We start from the raw sequence: 16,361 nt of genomic DNA, 5'->3' as shown, positions 1-16,361 counted from the left end.
CAGGGCGCGACTTCTTGTCGTCACCTCGGCCGCTCGTGGCGCTTGGGCTCAGGGAGCCAGGGTGTGTTCTCCAGACGGGAGCTCGACCGGGAGGCCGTCGACGATGACCGTCGTGCGGCCGTCGTCGTCGAGGCCGGGGCGGAAGTGGATGGTGCCGTCCTCGTCGACTCCGGCGATCTCGGCGGAGGCCCAGTCGAGGCGGCGACCGCCAACCTCGAGCCCCAGCGGCAGGATGTGGCCCGAGCGCGCCGGCACGAGCAGCGAAGCCCCACTCGCGATCGCCGTGCCGTCGAGCGCGACCGTCACCGACGCCGGCGCGCCGGACGTGTTGATGACGTGGACCGCCCGCTGGCCGTCCGCTGTGCTCGTCGTCGTGGCGAACACCCCCGGCCACTGCGTCTCGAGGCGCAGCCCAGGGGTCACCCCCAAACTTGCGAGGGCGCGGTCGAAGAAGAGCGAGTCCGAGGGCAGCTGCGCCGAGAGCACGATCGCCTTGCCCGACCCCAGCCCCACCTCGAGGCCGCACACGGCGCCGTAGACGTCGGTCAGCACTACGTCACCGCGCGAGTGCTCGAGCGGCTCGATCCAGCCAGCCCGCATCTCGGGCCAGGGCTGCGCCCACCCGTGCGCGACGAGCGAGGGGAAGTAGTGCCCGCTGTCGCGCAGCACCTCCTGCGGACGGATGCCGAGGGCATCTGCGAGCAGGGTGCACGGCGAGCCGTCGAGGTCGCGCTGCGGCACGCGGCCCATCAGCACGAGGTTGCCCCCCGAGCCGATGTGGCCGACGAGCCGCTCCTGCACGGCCGAGGACATGAAGCGCCCTGACCCGACGAGCACCGTGCTTCCCGGCGCGGGGTCGCGCCGCTCGAGGTGCGTCGCGCCGAACCGGAAGCCGCCCAGCAGGAGCGAGCGCGCCAGCGCCTTGCGCTCGCCCGCGCCGCGGTGCGACGTCAGGTCGTCAACGACCTCCGTCATCACGTCCGACCCCGGGTGGTGGTACTCCGTCATGTACGCGTCGAGCACGAGCCCGAGCGTCACGTCGTCGTGGTCCTCGTCCATGCGGGCGAGCCACGGCTCATTGGCCTTGACCGCCCGCACGGCCGCCGCGGTCGCCTCATAGGCGTAGCCGCGCTGGCCCTCCGGCCCGACCGGCGCCGCCGTGCCGTGCCGCTCGCCGGTGAAGCTGATGCGGTCGTTGCCGTCATCGACCGTCTCGTCGAGCGGCGGGTTGATGCCGCCCGCGAAGAGGTAGTAGTTGATGAGCCGGTTGCCCTGCGCGAGGCAGAGGCGCGTCTTGAGGTCGGCCGTCGACGGGTCGTACTGCATCTCCGCGCCCGCGCCGTAGTCCCCCGAACCCGCCTCGAACTCCAGCGACGTGAGTGGCTGGTCGGAGTCGTGCACCGCCGCCATGAAGGCGTTCATGACGTAGAGGTCGGTCATCGTGTTGAGCGTGGCCTCGCCCAGGTAGTGGTCCGAGCCCGACAGCATGCCGGGGATGCCGGCATACGTGTCGACGAGCTGGCTGATGCCGATGGGGAACGGCGCGCCGTTGCCGCCCTCGGTGCCGTGGATGTTGATGAGGAACGGCACGCCGCTGACGCCGCGCTCCTCGCACATCGCGCGCAGAGCGGACACGTAGGCGGCGAACCGCTGCCGCATGAAGAGTCCGAGGTCGAGGCGCAGCGCGCCGGCCTCCGCCTCGGAGGGGGAGCGCACGGCCCCAGCCCATTCCGCCGAGCCCGGCGCGGCGGCATACGGCAGGTCGTTGCCATGACGGTCGCGCACGAACTCCCCGAACGACGCGACGAGCCCGTCGGTGAGGTCGGGCGAGTTCGTCACCCAGGCGAGCATGCCGATCTCGTTGTCGAGCTGGACGCCGACGATCGGTCCGCCGGCCGGCTGCAGCCGCGGCGCGAGCACCGGCATGATCGCGTCGAACCAGCGCGCGCTCTCGGCGAGGAAGGCGGGCGCGAGGTAGTCGACGGTGCTCGAGGTGACGGGCACGCCGTCCCAGCCGAGCGGCACGACCTCGGGGTGCTCGCGGTAGACGCGGTAGGGGATGCCCTCGTTCTTCAGCTCGGCCATGAGGAAGGGCCCAGGCCGCGCGAGGAAGCGCAGCCCCTTCTCCGCCGCGAGGTCGATGAACGCGCCGATGTCGCGCTCGGGGCGCGTCTCGCCGGTGACGTCGAGGGTGCCGTCGGGCAGCTCGTGGAAGATCCATGGGATGTAGGTCGCGACGGTGTCGCAGCCGGCCTCGACGAGCAGGTCGAGCCGCTGGCTCCACTCCGCGCGCGCCACGCGGAAGTAGTGCACCTCCCCCGACATGACGATGCGCGGCTCGCCGTCGATGCGGATCTGGCGCTGGCTGATCTCGATCATGAGTCCTTCTTCGTCACCGTGACGGACACGGGCTGGAGGCGGGCGGCGTCGGGGCCGGTGAGCAGGACGATCTCGCCCTCGTCGACACGGGTCGTGAGGTCACGGCCGACGTATGCCGCCTGGTCGGCGCGCACGTCGAAGGTGACCTCGCGCGCCTCGCCGGGTGCGAGGTCGACGAGCGCCCAGTCGGTGAGCTCGACGAGGGGGCGGGTCACCTCGGCGACGGGGTCGCGGAAGTAGAGCTGGACGGTCTCGCGGCACGGCCGCTCGCCGGTGTTCGTGACGGTCACCGAGAGGGTGACCGACCCGTCGAGCGGCAGGGTCGGGGCCGACACGGTCGGGGCGCCGTAGTCGACGCTCGTGTAGGACAGGCCGAGGCCGAAGGGCAGCCGCGGGTAGGTGAGGGCGTCGATGTAGCGCCCTTCTTTGTGGTCGACGTCGGCGCGGATGAGCCGACCCGTCGGCCGCTGGTGCGTGCTCGTCGGGATGTGCCCCGCCGAGAGCGGGAACGTCATGGGCAGGCGGCCGTGCGGCTCCACCTCGCCGAGCAGCACCGAGGCGAGGGCGTTGCCGGCCTCGGTGCCCGGGTGCCACACGACGAGAACGGCATCGGCGAGGTCGAGCACCTCGCTGAGGTCGAGCGGCCGCCCGGTGTAGACGACCGCGACCAGGGGCTTGCCGAACGCGGCGACCGACCGGAGCACCTCGAGCTGGCCCGGCGGCAGGCCGATGTCGACGACCGACTGCGCCTCGCCGGAGCGCGACCGGTGCTCGCCGAGCAGCATGACCGTCGTCTCGGCCGCGCGGGCCTGCATCAGCGTCACGTCGGAGAACCGGCCGTCGCCCACGGTGAGGCGGTCGCCGAGGCGCTCGCGCAGGGCGTCGGCCGGCGTCACGACCTCCTCGCCGCGCCCGTCGAGCACCCACGTGCCGAGCAGCGCGTCGCCGTCGTCGACGAATCCGCCCGTCAGCAGGACCGATCCGGCGTCGGCCGACGCATCGAGCGGGAGCACGCCGTCGTTCTTGACGAGCACGTGCGCGGCCTGCCCCGCCCGGAGGGCGATCTCGCGGGTCTCGGGGGTCGGCGCGTTCGACGCACCGGGCCGGCCGGCATACGGCCGCTCGAAGAGGCCGAGGCGGAACTTGAGGCGCAGCACGCGGCGCACCGCGTCGTCCACGAGCGCGAGCTCGACCTCGCCCGTCTCGACGAGCTCCTCGAGGTGCTCGAGGTAGGCGCCGCTCACCATGTCGAGGTCGACACCGGCGCGGATGGCGAGGCGCGCGGCCTCGCGCTGGTCGGCCGCCGCGCCCTGGAAGACGATCTGTCCGACGCCGTTCCAGTCGGCGACGACGACGCCGTCGAAGCCCCACTCGTCCTTGAGCACCTCGCGCAGCAGGTGCTCGTGGGCGTGCATCGGCGTGCCGTCGACGTCGTTGAACGCGGCCATGAGGCTCAGCACGCCCGCGTCGACGGCGGCCTTGAACGGGCGCAGGTGCAGGTTGCGCAGCGTGTTCTCGCCGACGCTCACCGTGTCGTAGTCGCGGCCGCCCGCGCCCAAGCCGTAGCCGGCGAAGTGCTTGGCACACGCGGCGATCCGGTCGGGGTCGCCCGGGTCGTCGCCCTGGAAGCCGCGCACGATCGAGGCGGCGAGCCGGCCCGAGAGCACCGGCGTCTCGCCGAGCGACTCGGCGACGCGGCCCCAGCGCGGCTCCTCGGAGATGTCGACCATCGGCGTGAAGGTCCACGCGACGCCGTCGACGGCCGCCTCGCGGGCCGCGACCTCGCCGATCTGCTCGGCGAGGTCGGCGTCGAACGACGCGGCGATGCCGAGCGGGATGGGGCTCACCGTGCGGTGCCCGTGGATGACGTCGCGGCCGAAGAGGAGCGGGATGCCGAGCCGGCTGCCCTCGACGGCGTGCCGCTGCGCGGCGTCGATGTTCGCGACGAGCACGCCGGCGTCGCGCTCGTTGCCCGCGGTGGCGCCCGAGGCGTAGAGGCTCGAGCTGATGCGGCCCGACGCGATCTCGGCGGCGTCGTCGTTGGGGTGGATGTTGGCGACCATGTGCGTCTGGCCGACCTTCTCGGCCAGGGTCATCTGCGCCATGAGCAGGTCGATGCGCTCCTCGACGGGCAGCGTGGCATCGAGCCACGGCCGCTGGGGCGTGGTGGGGGCGTCGGTCATGTCAGTGGGTCTCCACGATGATCTCGTCGGTGTGCCCGTCGGCACGCAGGTCGGCGGCCCGGACGGCCACCCCCGCGCGGCGGTAGGGGTTGCTGAGGGGTCGCAGGTCGAGCTCGCGCCCGCCCACGGTGACGCGGCGCACGCCGTGGCCCTCGGGGCCGACGACGTAGCGGACGGTGAGGTCGGTGCCGGCCAGCGGCAGTGTCGCGACGAGCTCGCGGGCCTCGCCGTCGCCCGAGGGCGGCAGCACGGGGTCGATCTCGACCTGCTCGTCCCGCTGGCGCACGCCGAGCAGCACCTCGGTGACGAGGCGCAGCACGAGCCCCGGGCCCGAGGAGTAGATGCGCCAACCGCCCTCGAGCGGCACGTCGCCGGCGAGCAGCGCGGCGTAGCGCTCCTGCGCGTCGTAGCGGTCGGTGAAGGCGCCGTCGGACGAGGAGTAGTAGCACGTCGTCTGGCGCGGGAGCGCCTGCGGCACGAGCGAGTCCAGCCCGACCGGGCTCGCCTTGGCGAGCGCGGTGAGCAGCGCCGCGCCGTCGCCGACCCGGGCGAGGGCCTCGGCGTAGCGCAGGTGGGCGTGCATGTACATGAGCCCGATCTCGCGGCCCCAGAAGGTGCTCGCCTCGGCGCGCTGGAAGACCGTCATCGGCCCGCCGACGTAGCTGACCGGCCGGTCGAAGAGACGCGCGCCGTCAGGCCCGGTCAGGTGCTTCTCGATGAGCCGGAGGTGGTCACGGGCCTGCTCGGGCGTCATGAGGTCGGCGCCGATGGCGTGGATCCACGGCAGCACGCCGTAGCGCAGGCCGGTGCGCTCGTCGCTCGGGTGCACGAGCGGCTCGAGGTGGCCGTCCTCGTGGTGCAGGAGGTAGCCCGGCAGCACGGGGTCGGCCGCGAGCTGGTCGAGCAGCGCGTCGTGGGTGCGCTCGGCGAGCTCGTCGGCGTCGGCCGCGAGCGTGGCCGTGTCGCCGGGCGTGCCCGTCGCGTGCAGGCCCTCGGCGAGGGTGCGCAGTGACTGCGTCTGCAGCACAGCGGTCCACGTCGACACGAGGTTCGCGGCCAGGTGCGGGTCGGCCGGCTGCAGCGAGTCGTTCCAGTCGCCGTGGCCGTATGCCGGCAGCGGGCTGCCGGGCACCGTGCACTCCGTGATCCGCGCGACCGCGCGGCGCAGGTGCTCGGCCACGCTCTCCGGCGCGCCGAGCGCGTCGTCGCCGACGAACGGGACGAGCTCGTCGAGCAGGCTCGCGTCGCCCGTCGTGCGCAGGTAGTCGCCGACGGCGAGCACCGGCCAGAACACGACGTCGCCGTGCGAGTCCTGCTGGCCCGACTCGGGCAGCGGCGGCAGGAACTCGAAGGCCTGCGGCCAGTCGCCGCGGGCGTTCTGGGCGCGCAGCACGCGCAGCAGCACGTCGCGCACGGCGTCCTGGCGCCCGAGGGCGGTGAGCAGGCCGACCGGCCCCTGGCACACGTCGCGCGTGCCCCACGCCCCGCCCGAGAACTGCTCGAGACCGCGCGGGGAGAGGTAGTGGACGAAGGCGTTGTGGGTGAACCACGGCAGCGCGGCGTCGAGGTTGGCCACCGAGCGGCCGGCGTGCGTGCCGTCCCCACCGTCGCCGAGGGCCGAGCCGTCGAGCGTGATGGCATGGGCGGCCTTGTCCCAGAACGCCGCCCCGAGGCGCTCGCCCTCCGGGATGACGTCACCGTCGGACGCCGCGCCCGAGCCGGGTGCGGACGACACGACGACCTCGAGCTGGTCGGCCGGCTCGAAGAGCACGGTGACCCAGCCGGGCCCGCGGCCCACACCGTCGGCCTGGAGGCGCGCGTCGCCGACCTCGGCGGTGCCGGGGCCGGTCCAGCCGAGCCGCCACGCGCGCGGGTCGCCCGCCGTCGTCACCTCGACGTGGTCGTCGGCGGTCTCGACGGTCGGCGCGTCGGTCAGGTCGTCGGCGACCTGCAGTGCGAGGAGCAGCCGGCGCGGCGCGGCGCCGCGCTGCCCGACGGTGAGCGTCAGCGCGTGCGTGTCGGCAGGCGCGCTCGAGGTGACGGTGAGCACGGGGCCCGACTCGGCGGCATACCACCACGTGCAGTGGTCGAGGCCGGTGAACCACGCGCTCGGGGTCTCGAGCAGCGACCAGCCGCCGTCGGCGTCCTCGGCGAAGAGTCGCACGCCGTGCGCGCGCTGGAGGCCGAGGTAGGTGCGGCGGCCCGTGACGACGGGGTTGCGGCCCACGTGGCCCCGGGTGATCTGGGAGTGGAAGGTGCCGGCCATCCAGACGGTGGAGGCGAGCGAGCGGGAGTCGGGGGTGAAGGCGTCGCCGGTGCGCAGCAGGTGGCCGTGCGGGCGCAGCACGGCGAGCTCCTTCTCCGGCGTCACGAGCTGGCCGCCACGCACCGTCCAGGCCAGCTCGGTGCCGTCGGCGGCGGTCTCGACGTGCGTGCGGCCCTCGAGCAGGCCGGCGGCGTCGAGCTCGTCGTGCCGCAGCGGGCGTGAGGCGAACGCGGGGCTCTGCGACCACAGCGTGGCGCCCACCGGTGCCTCGTGGCCGTGGCGCTCGTCGTCGGACGCAGCGGGCGACTTGGCGCGCGCCGGCGCTGCGGCCGCGACGCGCTCGGCCCACCCGGCGTCGGCGTCGGACGTCGCCTCGGGGTGGTCCTCGACCGCGACGCCCCAGAAGCCGGTCGTGCGCGTGGCGGCAGGGGCGAGCTCGACCGGCGCGTCCTGCAGGGCGATGAGGGAGTGCTCGTGCTGGAGGCGACGGGCCGGCAGGTCCGGGGCGTCGAGGCCGGTCCACCGCACCTCGCGGCCGGTGCGCTCGACGAGCTGCAGGGCGTCGGTGGCCCAGCCGGCGCCCGTGCCCACGGTGCCGACCATGAGCCACGGCACTCGCGTGCCCGGCATGTTCTGGCGCACGGCGACGGCCGTGCCGTGCTCGGCCGTCGCGACGGGCGTGATGTCGAGGTACTGGCTGACGTAGTACTCGTTCGTCCGCACCGCACCGAGCGGCGCGAGGGCGGGGTCGTGGGTCAGCACGACGTCGACGGTGACCGGCTCGGCGCCGGCGTTCGTCAGCTCGACGTCCCAGTGCCAGCTCGGCAGCTCCGCGCCGAGGCGCAGGCGCAGGCGGTAGGCGACCGACTCGTGGCGACCGGTGACGGTCATCTCGTGGCGACCGAAGGTGACGACGGAGTCGCTGCCCGGGCCGAGCAGGGCCCGCCGCCGGATGCCGTCCGGCCGGTGCACCCGGAGGTGGACGTTGGTGAGCCCGGCCTCCGCGACGGTCGCGGGGTGGAGCACCAGACTCGTGCCGAAGGCCTCGAGGCGGCGCAGGGCGCCGTTCGCGAGCACCTCGGCGGAGAGCCCGGAGCCACCCTCGAGGTGGAGCACCGGAGCAGCGGTCAGGACGGCGTTGTCATCGAGCACCCGTCCTTCCTACCAAGGTGACCGCATTCGACGACAGGGTGAATCGGCTTGAAAACAAATGAAAGTCGGAGCACGCACGAGCGACCCCATGAAAGTAGTTACATGCGTCCAGAGCGTTGACAGCAGGCGATCGAGCCCACCTACTCTGGCAAAAATCCCGCCCCCGACATCGGAACCGACGGAGCTCTGCAATGACGCTGACTCGCACGAAACCCACCCTGCTCGTGACCGGCCTGACCGCCGCGCTCGCCCTGACTGGCTGCGCCGGCAGCGCCGCACAGAAGCAGAACGAGGCCAACGGCGGAGGCGGGGGCATGATCGCCCAGCTGACGTTCCCCGCCGAGGCCGACGCCACGGTCGGTGGCCTCGTCAACTACAACCCCAACTCGCCGAAGCCGCTGACGTCGAACTGGCTCTACGAGCCGCTCATCGTGCGCAACAACCTCACCTGCGAGGAGACGCCGTGGCTCGCCACGAAGTCGACGTGGGACGGTGCGACGAAGCTGACGCTCGACATCCGTGACGGCGTCAAGTGGAGCGACGGGAAGCCCTTCACGGCGAAGGACGTCGCCTTCACCTTCAACCTCGGCAAGCAGTACCCGGCCGTCGACAAGGCCGGCGTCTGGAACGACACCTTCGGTGCCCCCGCGAAGTCGGTGACGGCCCAGGGCAATCAGGTCGTCTTCGAGTTCACCGGCAACGCCGCGCCGAAGTACGACGGCATCATCAGCACGAAGATCCTCCCGGAGCACTACTACTCCACGGTGGGCGACCCGTCGAAGTACGTCGACAAGACCCCGGTCTTCACCGGCCCCTTCAAGGTCGGCAGCTACAACGGCCGCCGCCTCGTGCTCGAGCGCCGCGCTGACTACTGGCAGGCCGACAAGATCAAGGTGAACAAGCTCGTCCTCGAGGGCAACTACGACGCCTCGCAGGCCGCCCTCAAGCTGCGCGCCGGCCAGCTCGACGCCTACTGGGGCGAGGTGCCCAACCCGGAGAAGACCTTCGTCGAGGCGGACCCGAAGAACAACCACTTCTACTACGCCCCCAACGGCTCCACGGTGCTCACCGGCAACGACCAGAAGGCGCCCTTCAACGACCCGAAGTTCCGCGAGGCGATCAGCTACGCGATGGACAAGGAGGGCATGTCGACGAAGGCCACCTACGGCATCATGAAGCCGGCGAGCCAGACCGGCCTCAAGCTGCCGTCGATGGACAACCTGCTGCCGGAGAAGTACGCCGGCAAGGACACGGTCATCCCCTTCGACGTCGCCAAGGCGAACGAGCTGCTCGACGCCGCCGGCTACAAGAAGGGCGCCGACGGCAAGCGCACCAACCCCGACGGCTCCCCGCTCGCCGTGAACTTCTCGGTGCAGGCCGGCTTCATCGACTACCAGGCCATCGCCGACGTCGTCGCCCAGGGCATGAACGCCGCCGGCGTCGACACGAAGGTGACCGCCTCGGCGCCCGACTCGGTCGACGGCCAGAAGAAGAGTGGTGAGTTCCAGCTCATGCTCGAGTACCTCCACGGGGGTTGCGAGCTGGCGAAGAACATCGGCGCCAAGCTCTCGAGCAAGCAGTTCCCCAAGCCGGCCGAGATCCTGCCGAACGTCGGGCGGTTCAGCGACCCGGCCGTCGACGAGGCCGTCACGAACCTCTCGCAGTCGACCGACGAGCCGAACCAGAAGAAGTACCTCGGTGAGCTCGTCGACACGATGATGACGCAGTTCCCGGTCACCCCGCTCATCTACGCCCCGGCCCGCATCCTCTACCGCACCGACAAGGCCGTCGGCTGGCCGAGCGAGCAGGACGCCTACGCCAACCCGTCGGACGACCGCCTGCTCGTCCTGACGCACCTCACCGCGCCGAAGTGACGACCCGCGACCGGACGGGTCGGGCCCACGGGCCCGTCCCGTCCGTGAGGAGGAGGACGGCATGACGTACTTCGCCCGGAAGTTCGGCTTCTTCGCCGCGACCCTGTGGGCCGTGGTGACGCTCAACTTCCTCATCCCGCGCCTGCAGCCCGGCGACCCCGCCGAGATCATGGTCAAGAAGCTGGCCGGCAAGGACGCGCAGCTCGACCCGGCGCAGGTGCAGGCCATGCGCGCCATGCTCGGCGCGCCCGACGGCTCGCTGCTCTCGCAGTACGGCACGTACCTGGGCGAGCTCGTGCGCGGCAACTTCGGCCTGTCGTACAGCTACTACCCCTTCAAGGTGACCGAGGTCATCGGCCAGGCGTTCTGGTGGACGGTCATCCTCGTCACGGTGACGCAGGTGATCTCCTTCGCCGTCGGCATCGTGCTCGGGGCGTATGCCGCGTGGCGGCGCAACTCGCGCCTCGACTCCTTCGTGACGCTGGGCTCGACGTTCCTCGGCACGCTGCAGCCCTTCTGGATCGCGCTGCTGCTGCTCTACGTCTTCGGCTACAGCCTCGGCTGGTTCCCGACCTCGGGCGGCTACGAGGAGTCCACGCCGGGCTTCAACTTCCCGTTCATCCAGGAGGCGGTCTCGCACTCCTTCCTGCCCGCGCTCGCGCTGCTCGTCGTCACGCCGATCGGCTGGATCCTCGGCATGCGCAACACGATGATCATGAACCTCGGCGAGGACTACATCCGGCTGGCCAAGGCCAAGGGCCTGCCCGACCGGGTCGTGGCGCTCAAGTACGCCGCGCGGAACGCCTTGCTGCCCAGCGTCACCGGCTTCGCCCTCGCCCTCGGCGGGGTGCTCGGCGGGGCGATCCTCGTCGAGCAGGCCTTCGACTTCCCGGGGCTCGGTCGCCTCATGGGTGAGGCCGTCGAGAACAAGGACTACCCCCTGCTCCAGACCCTCATGCTGCTCACGACCGTCGGGGTGCTCGTCGCCAACCTCGTCGCCGACCTGCTCTACGGAGTGCTCGACCCGCGCGCGAGGAGGGCGCAGTCATGACCACGACACCCGCGAACGACGTGATGGCCCAAGGCGATCCGACCCAGGCCCTCAGCGTCGAGCACGTGCCCGACGTCGAGCGTCCCGACCGCTGGTGGGAGGTCGTCTGGAGCAGCAGGAAGGCGCGCGTCGGCGTCGTCATCGTCGCGCTCTACGTCCTCGTCGCGGTCTTCGCGCCGCTCATCGCTCCGCACGACCCGCTCGACTCGACCTTCACCCCGCTCGCCGGGGCGAGCGCCGAGAACTGGCTCGGCACGACCACCGACGGCCGCGACATCGCCTCACAGCTCATCTACGGCACGCGGATCTCGTTGCTGGTCGGGCTCTTCGGTGGCCTGCTCGCGACGGTGATCTCCCTCGTCATCGGCATGATCTCCGGCTACGCCGAGGGCACGATCGTCGACGACATCCTCTCGTTCGTCACGAACGTGGCGCTCGTCATCCCGGCCCTGCCGCTCATCATCACGCTCGTCGCCTACTCCGAGGTGCGCGGCGTCTGGCTCATCGTCTTCGTCATCGCGATCACGTCGTGGGCGGGCGGCGCCCGCGCCAAGCGCGCGCAGATCATCACGCTGCGCAACCGCGACTTCGTCACCGCCGCGAAGTTCTCCGGCGAGGGCACGATGCGCATCGTCTTCCGCGAGATCATGCCGAACATGAGCTCGCTCGTCGCGGCGGCCTTCGTCGGCGCGGCGACCGGTGCGATCGGCGCCGAGGCGGGCCTCGCGGTGCTCGGCCTCGGCGACACCCAGAGCGTCTCGTGGGGCACGATGCTCTACCAGGCCAACGCCCAGGGCGCGATCACCCAGGGACTGTGGCTGTGGGTCTTCGTGCCCGGCCTCGTCCTCGCCATCCTCATCACCGGCATGTCGTTCATCAACTTCGGCGTCGACCTGCTGAGCAACCCCCACCTGAGGGAGGACGCATGAGCCTGCTCGAGGTCAAGGACCTGTCGGTCCGCTACGAACCCCGCTCGCACCGCGCGCTCGACGCGGTGCAGGACGTCAGCTTCTCGATCGAGCCCGGCGAGTTCGTCGGGCTGATCGGTGAGTCCGGCTCGGGCAAGACGACGCTCGGCACCGCCCTGCTCCGGCTGCTCCAGCGGCCGGGCCGGATCAGCGGCGGCAGCATCACCTTCGACGGCACCGACATCACGCACCTGCCGGAGGACGATCTGCGCAGCCTGCGCTGGCGCGACATCTCGACGGTCTTCCAGAGCAGCATGAACTCGCTCAACCCGGTCGTGCGCGTCGAGGCGCAGTTCCGCGACGTCATCGAGCAGCACTCCCAGCTGCGCGGCGAGGCCGTCACGCAGCGGATCCGTGAGCTCTTCGACATGGTCATCATCGACCAAAAGTTCATCGGCGCCTACCCGCACGAGCTCTCGGGCGGCATGCGCCAGCGCGTCAACCTCGCCCTGGCCCTCGCGCTCGAGCCGAAGTTCGTGCTCCTCGACGAGCCGACGACCGGGCTCGACGTCGTCGTGCAGCACTCGATCCTCGAGAACGTGCGGCGGCTGCAGGCCGATCAGGGCTTCGCCGTGCTCTTCATCAGCCACGACATCGGCACCGTGCTCGACCTCTCCGACCGCATCCTCGTCATGTATGCCGGCCGGATCGTCGAGGAGCAGCCCGCGGCGGCCCTGCTGAAGGAGCCCCTGCACCCCTACTCCAGGGGCCTGCTCGGCTCCTACGGCGACCCCCGCGCCGAGACCGTGCGGATCACCTACGTGCCGGGGCGTCCGCCGGACCTCAGCCTGCCCATCGTCGGCTGCCCGTTCGCGCCACGCTGCCCCGAGCGGATCGCCCGGTGCACCGAGGTCGACCCGCCGCTCGTGCCGCTCGGCGCGGGCGAGGCGGCCTGTCACGTCGCGCAGCTGCAGCGCGAGGAGGGCGGCACCGGTGAGCACGGCGCCCCCACCCGCACCTTCGAGGGGCCCCAGTTCGTCAAGACGGCCGAGTCGTCGGCCAGGGCGCTGCGCGGCGACGTCGTGCTCTCGGTCGAGGACGTCACCAAGGTCTTCAGCCGCCGCCGGGGCCTCACCGTCACCCGCACCGAGGCCGTGACCGACGCGAGCTTCGTGCTGCGCAAGGGCGAGGTGACGGCGCTCGTCGGGCAGAGCGGCAGCGGGAAGTCGACCCTGGCGCGGATGATCACCGGTGTCGACCGGCCGACGAGCGGGCGCATCGTCTTCCACGGCGCGGACGGCGAGCGCGAGGTGGCCGGCTTCCGCGGCCGGGCGCTGCGCGACTACCGCAGCGACGTGCAGATGGTCTTCCAGGACCCGTACAGCTCGATCAACCCGGCCAAGCGCATCGGCTACATCCTCGCCCGGCCGCTCGCGAACTACCACGGCCTCAAGGGCGACGCCCTGCGCGAGCGGGTGAACGAGCTGCTCGAGATCGTCGCGCTGACGCCGTCCGACCGCTTCGTCAACCGCTACGGCTACGAGCTCTCGGGTGGCCAGCGCCAGCGCGTCATCATCGCCAAGGCGCTCGCCGTCGACCCGCAGCTCATCGTCGCCGACGAGCCGATCAGCAGCCTCGACGTGTCGATCCGGGCGGAGATCCTCGAGCTGCTCAACGACCTCGTGCAGACCAAGGACGTCGGCATCCTCTACATCACGCACGACCTGCTGAGCGCGCGAATGCTCGCCGACGAGGTCATCGTGCTCAACGACGGCCGCGTCGTCGAGCAGGGCGAGACGCTCCAGGTCATCCGCGACCCGAAGGACGACTACACGCGCACGCTCATCGATGCGATCCCCAACCCGTTCTGACGCGCCCCCCACGGACGGCGCGGCGTGGGGCTCCGAGAGGGAGCACCGGAGCCCCCACGCCGCGCGCCGGGAGGGCGCGGACACGGGCGCGGACACGGGCGCGGACACGGGCGCGGACACGGGCGCGGACACGGGCCCGGACACGGCCCCGGGCACGCTTGTGAACCGTGGCCGCTCCGTGCACAGTTGTCCCCGGAAGAGGGAGGCTGGGTGCCCACGGAGCACGACGACGCACGGCCGGTCACGATCTACACCGTGGCCGAGCGCGCCGGGGTGTCCATCGCCACGGTGTCGCGCGTGCTGAGCGGCTCGACGCCGGCGTCGGCGATGACCCGCCAGCGGGTGCTGCGCGCCGTGGAGGACCTCGAGTACGTGCCCCTGCGCGGCGGTCGCACCGTCGACGTGCCCTCGCACCAGACGCACGGGCTCGTCCTGCCGGGGCTGCGCGGGCCGTACTACTCCGAGCTGCTCTCGGGCTTCGAGTCGACCGCGGCGCGCGAGGGCCAGTCGGTCGTCGTGGTCGTCTGCGACGCCTCCAAGGACGCCGAGGCCGCGGTGCGCAAGATCCTCGGCCGCGTCGACGGCATCGTCATCGCCAACGACACGGTGAGCGACGCCATGGTGCGCCAGATCGTCCGCTCCACCCCGACGGTGCTCGTCGCGCGCGACGCCATCGAGGGCTGCGACTCAGTGCAGGTGGAGAACTTCATCAGCTCGGCCGAGCTGACCCGGCACCTGCTCGAGCACGGCCGCACCCGGCTCGTCTTCGTCGGCGACACCGCCGCGTCGCACGACATCTCCGAGCGCTACCGCGGCTTCCAGCACGCGCTGAGCCGGCGTCGCGGCGCCGAGGTGGCGCCGCCGATCCGGGTCGAGTTCGAGGAGCGCTCGGGCCGGCAGGTCATCGAGGCCCTGCGCGCGGCCGCCGCCGACGGCGTCGAGATCGACGGGCTCGTCTGCGCCAACGACGAGCTCGCGCTCGCCACGATGGTGCTGCTTGGCCGCGACGGCCGGCGCGTGCCCGACGACGTCGCGGTCGTCGGCTTCGACGACATCATGACCTCGCGCTACCTCGCGCCCGGCCTGACGACCGTGCAGCAGCCGATGCGCGAGCTCGGCCGGTGGGCGGCGATCCGCCTCCACGAGCGCATCGGCGGCCGCCGCTTCGACGTGCACCCCCAGGTGCTGCCGACCCGCATGGTCGTGCGCGGCTCGTGCGGCTGCGACTGGGACCAGGCCACCGTCGCCGGCGCCTGACGCGCGGCCCCTGCCCGACCACACCCCGAGGAATCCCGAGGACCCCGTATGCCCGACCGCTCCCTCCTGCTCCGCTGGGCCGCCGACACGTGGCGCTCCTTCGAGGCCATGACCGACCCCGACTCGGGGCTGCCGACCGACGCCATCGCCGTCGACCTCGACCCCGCCACCCGCAGCGGCTACACCTCGCCGACGAACATCGGCGGACTGCTCTGGTGCACGGTCGCCGCCCGCGACCTCGGGCTCCTCGGCCCCGACGAGGCGACCGACCGGATGGCCCGCCTGCTCGGCACGCTCGCGCGGATGGAGGTCCACGACGAGTCGGGCATGTTCTTCAACTGGTACGACGACCGCACCGGGGCCCTGCTCCACCGCATGCCCGGTGGGGGCGACCCGATCCACCCGTTCCTCTCGAGCGTCGACAACGGCTGGCTCGCGGCCGGTCTCATGGTCGCGGCCGCCGCCGAGCCGCGGGTGCGAGACGCGGCCCACCTCGTGCTCGACCGGATGCACTTCGGGGTCTTCCACGACGCCGGGGCCGGGCCGGAGGGCGTCGGTGGCCGGCTGACGGGCGGCTTCTGGGTCGAGGACCCCGGGCAGCCCACGCGCCGCGCCTCGTTCGTGGCCGGGCACGCCGAGGTGCTCCACACCGTGCACCACTACGACCTGCTCGACTCCGAGCCGCGCATCGCGAGCTACGTCGGCATGGCCCACGGCCAGATCCCCACCGAGCACTACGCGGCGCTCGACGCCCCGCTCCGCCACTTCCGCGGGCGCGACGTCGTGCCGACCTTCGGCGGGTCGATGTTCGAGGCGCTGATGCCCACGATCTTCGTGCCGGAGGCGCGCTGGGCGCCCACGACGTGGGGCGTCAACGAGGCCCGCACCGTGGCGCTGCAGCGGGAGTACGCGCTCGACGAGCAGGGCTACGGCTACTGGGGCTTCAGCCCGTGCGCCCGCCCCGGCGAGGGCTACGGCGTCTTCGGCGTGCCGCCGATCGCCTGGCTGGACGAGGGCTACCCGAGCGAGCAGGGCGGTGAGGTCGTCGTGACGCCGCACGCCTCGGCGATGGCCCTGCTCGTCGAGCCCGAGGAGGCCGCCGAGAACCTCGTGCGCCTCGAGCGCGACCTGGGCGCCTACGGCCCCGGAGGCTTCGTCGACGCGGTCGACGTGCGCACGGGCCGCACGGCCGGCCGGCACCTCTCGCTCGACCAGTCGATGGTGCTCGGCGCCCTCGCCGACGTGCTCGCCGACGACTGCCTGCGCCGGTGGTTCGCGACCGAGCAGGTCGAGGCCGTGCTGCGGCCCGTCGTCGCCGCCCGCCGGATGCCGCTCGGCTGACCGTCCCCGCGCCGTGCCTGCGAAACGGGCCCGGACGCACGGATCCCCCGGCCGCGAGCGGCCGGGGGATCCTGAAGAA

At 72.1% G+C, this 16,361-nt stretch carries 9 protein-coding genes; 6 read left to right on the top strand and 3 right to left on the bottom strand.

The features are described from left to right. Positions 1 to 48 precede the first annotated feature (48 nt). Genes ABT295_RS14845 through ABT295_RS14835 form a run of 3 tightly spaced genes read right to left on the bottom strand, consistent with a single transcriptional unit; the run spans position 49 to position 7,980 of the window. The gene (locus ABT295_RS14845) at positions 49 to 2,379 is read right to left on the bottom strand and encodes a beta-galactosidase (protein ID WP_352395179.1); all 2,331 of its coding nucleotides are present in this window, start codon (positions 2,377 to 2,379) and stop codon (positions 49 to 51) included. Further along, a complete protein-coding gene (locus ABT295_RS14840) occupies positions 2,376 to 4,562 on the bottom strand; it encodes a glycoside hydrolase family 3 N-terminal domain-containing protein (RefSeq protein ID WP_352395178.1) in 2,187 nt (728 codons plus the stop codon). Before ABT295_RS14840 ends, ABT295_RS14845 begins: the two co-directional genes overlap by 4 nt. A 1-nt stretch (position 4,563) precedes the next feature. Further along, positions 4,564 to 7,980, bottom strand: a complete 3,417-nt coding sequence (locus ABT295_RS14835; protein WP_352395177.1) for a GH36-type glycosyl hydrolase domain-containing protein — start codon at positions 7,978 to 7,980, stop codon at positions 4,564 to 4,566. A 191-nt stretch (positions 7,981 to 8,171) separates the two neighbouring features. On the opposite strand from ABT295_RS14835, the gene ABT295_RS14830 reads away from it, so the two are divergent. The 6 genes from ABT295_RS14830 (at position 8,172) to ABT295_RS14805 (ending at position 16,282) form a co-directional block, all read left to right on the top strand. Beyond that, entirely contained in the window at positions 8,172 to 9,854 is a 1,683-nt protein-coding gene (locus ABT295_RS14830; protein WP_352395176.1) for an ABC transporter substrate-binding protein, read from the top strand. Between the two features lie 61 nt (positions 9,855 to 9,915). Next, the gene (locus tag ABT295_RS14825) at positions 9,916 to 10,905 is read left to right on the top strand and encodes an ABC transporter permease (RefSeq protein WP_352395175.1); all 990 of its coding nucleotides are present in this window, start codon (positions 9,916 to 9,918) and stop codon (positions 10,903 to 10,905) included. Then, positions 10,902 to 11,834 (top strand): ABC transporter permease, encoded by a 933-nt coding sequence (locus ABT295_RS14820; protein ID WP_352395174.1) that lies wholly within the window; start codon positions 10,902 to 10,904, stop codon positions 11,832 to 11,834. Before ABT295_RS14825 ends, ABT295_RS14820 begins: the two co-directional genes overlap by 4 nt. Further along, positions 11,831 to 13,684, top strand: coding sequence for a dipeptide ABC transporter ATP-binding protein (locus ABT295_RS14815; protein WP_352395173.1), 1,854 nt, complete (start codon positions 11,831 to 11,833; stop codon positions 13,682 to 13,684). The genes ABT295_RS14820 and ABT295_RS14815 overlap by 4 nt, the downstream gene beginning before the upstream one ends. A 210-nt stretch (positions 13,685 to 13,894) precedes the next feature. Continuing rightward, positions 13,895 to 14,941, top strand: coding sequence for a LacI family DNA-binding transcriptional regulator (locus ABT295_RS14810; RefSeq protein WP_352395172.1), 1,047 nt, complete (start codon positions 13,895 to 13,897; stop codon positions 14,939 to 14,941). Positions 14,942 to 14,989: 48 nt separating this feature from the next. Beyond that, positions 14,990 to 16,282, top strand: a complete 1,293-nt coding sequence (locus ABT295_RS14805; protein WP_352395171.1) for a glucoamylase family protein — start codon at positions 14,990 to 14,992, stop codon at positions 16,280 to 16,282. Positions 16,283 to 16,361 lie beyond the last annotated feature (79 nt).

This window comes from Terrabacter sp. NPDC000476, from assembly GCF_040300125.1.
In the GTDB taxonomy this organism is placed as follows: Bacteria; Actinomycetota; Actinomycetes; order Actinomycetales; family Dermatophilaceae; genus Terrabacter.
The sequence above is the reverse complement of the archived record's forward strand: the minus strand, read 5'-3'. Positions and strand labels throughout refer to the sequence as shown.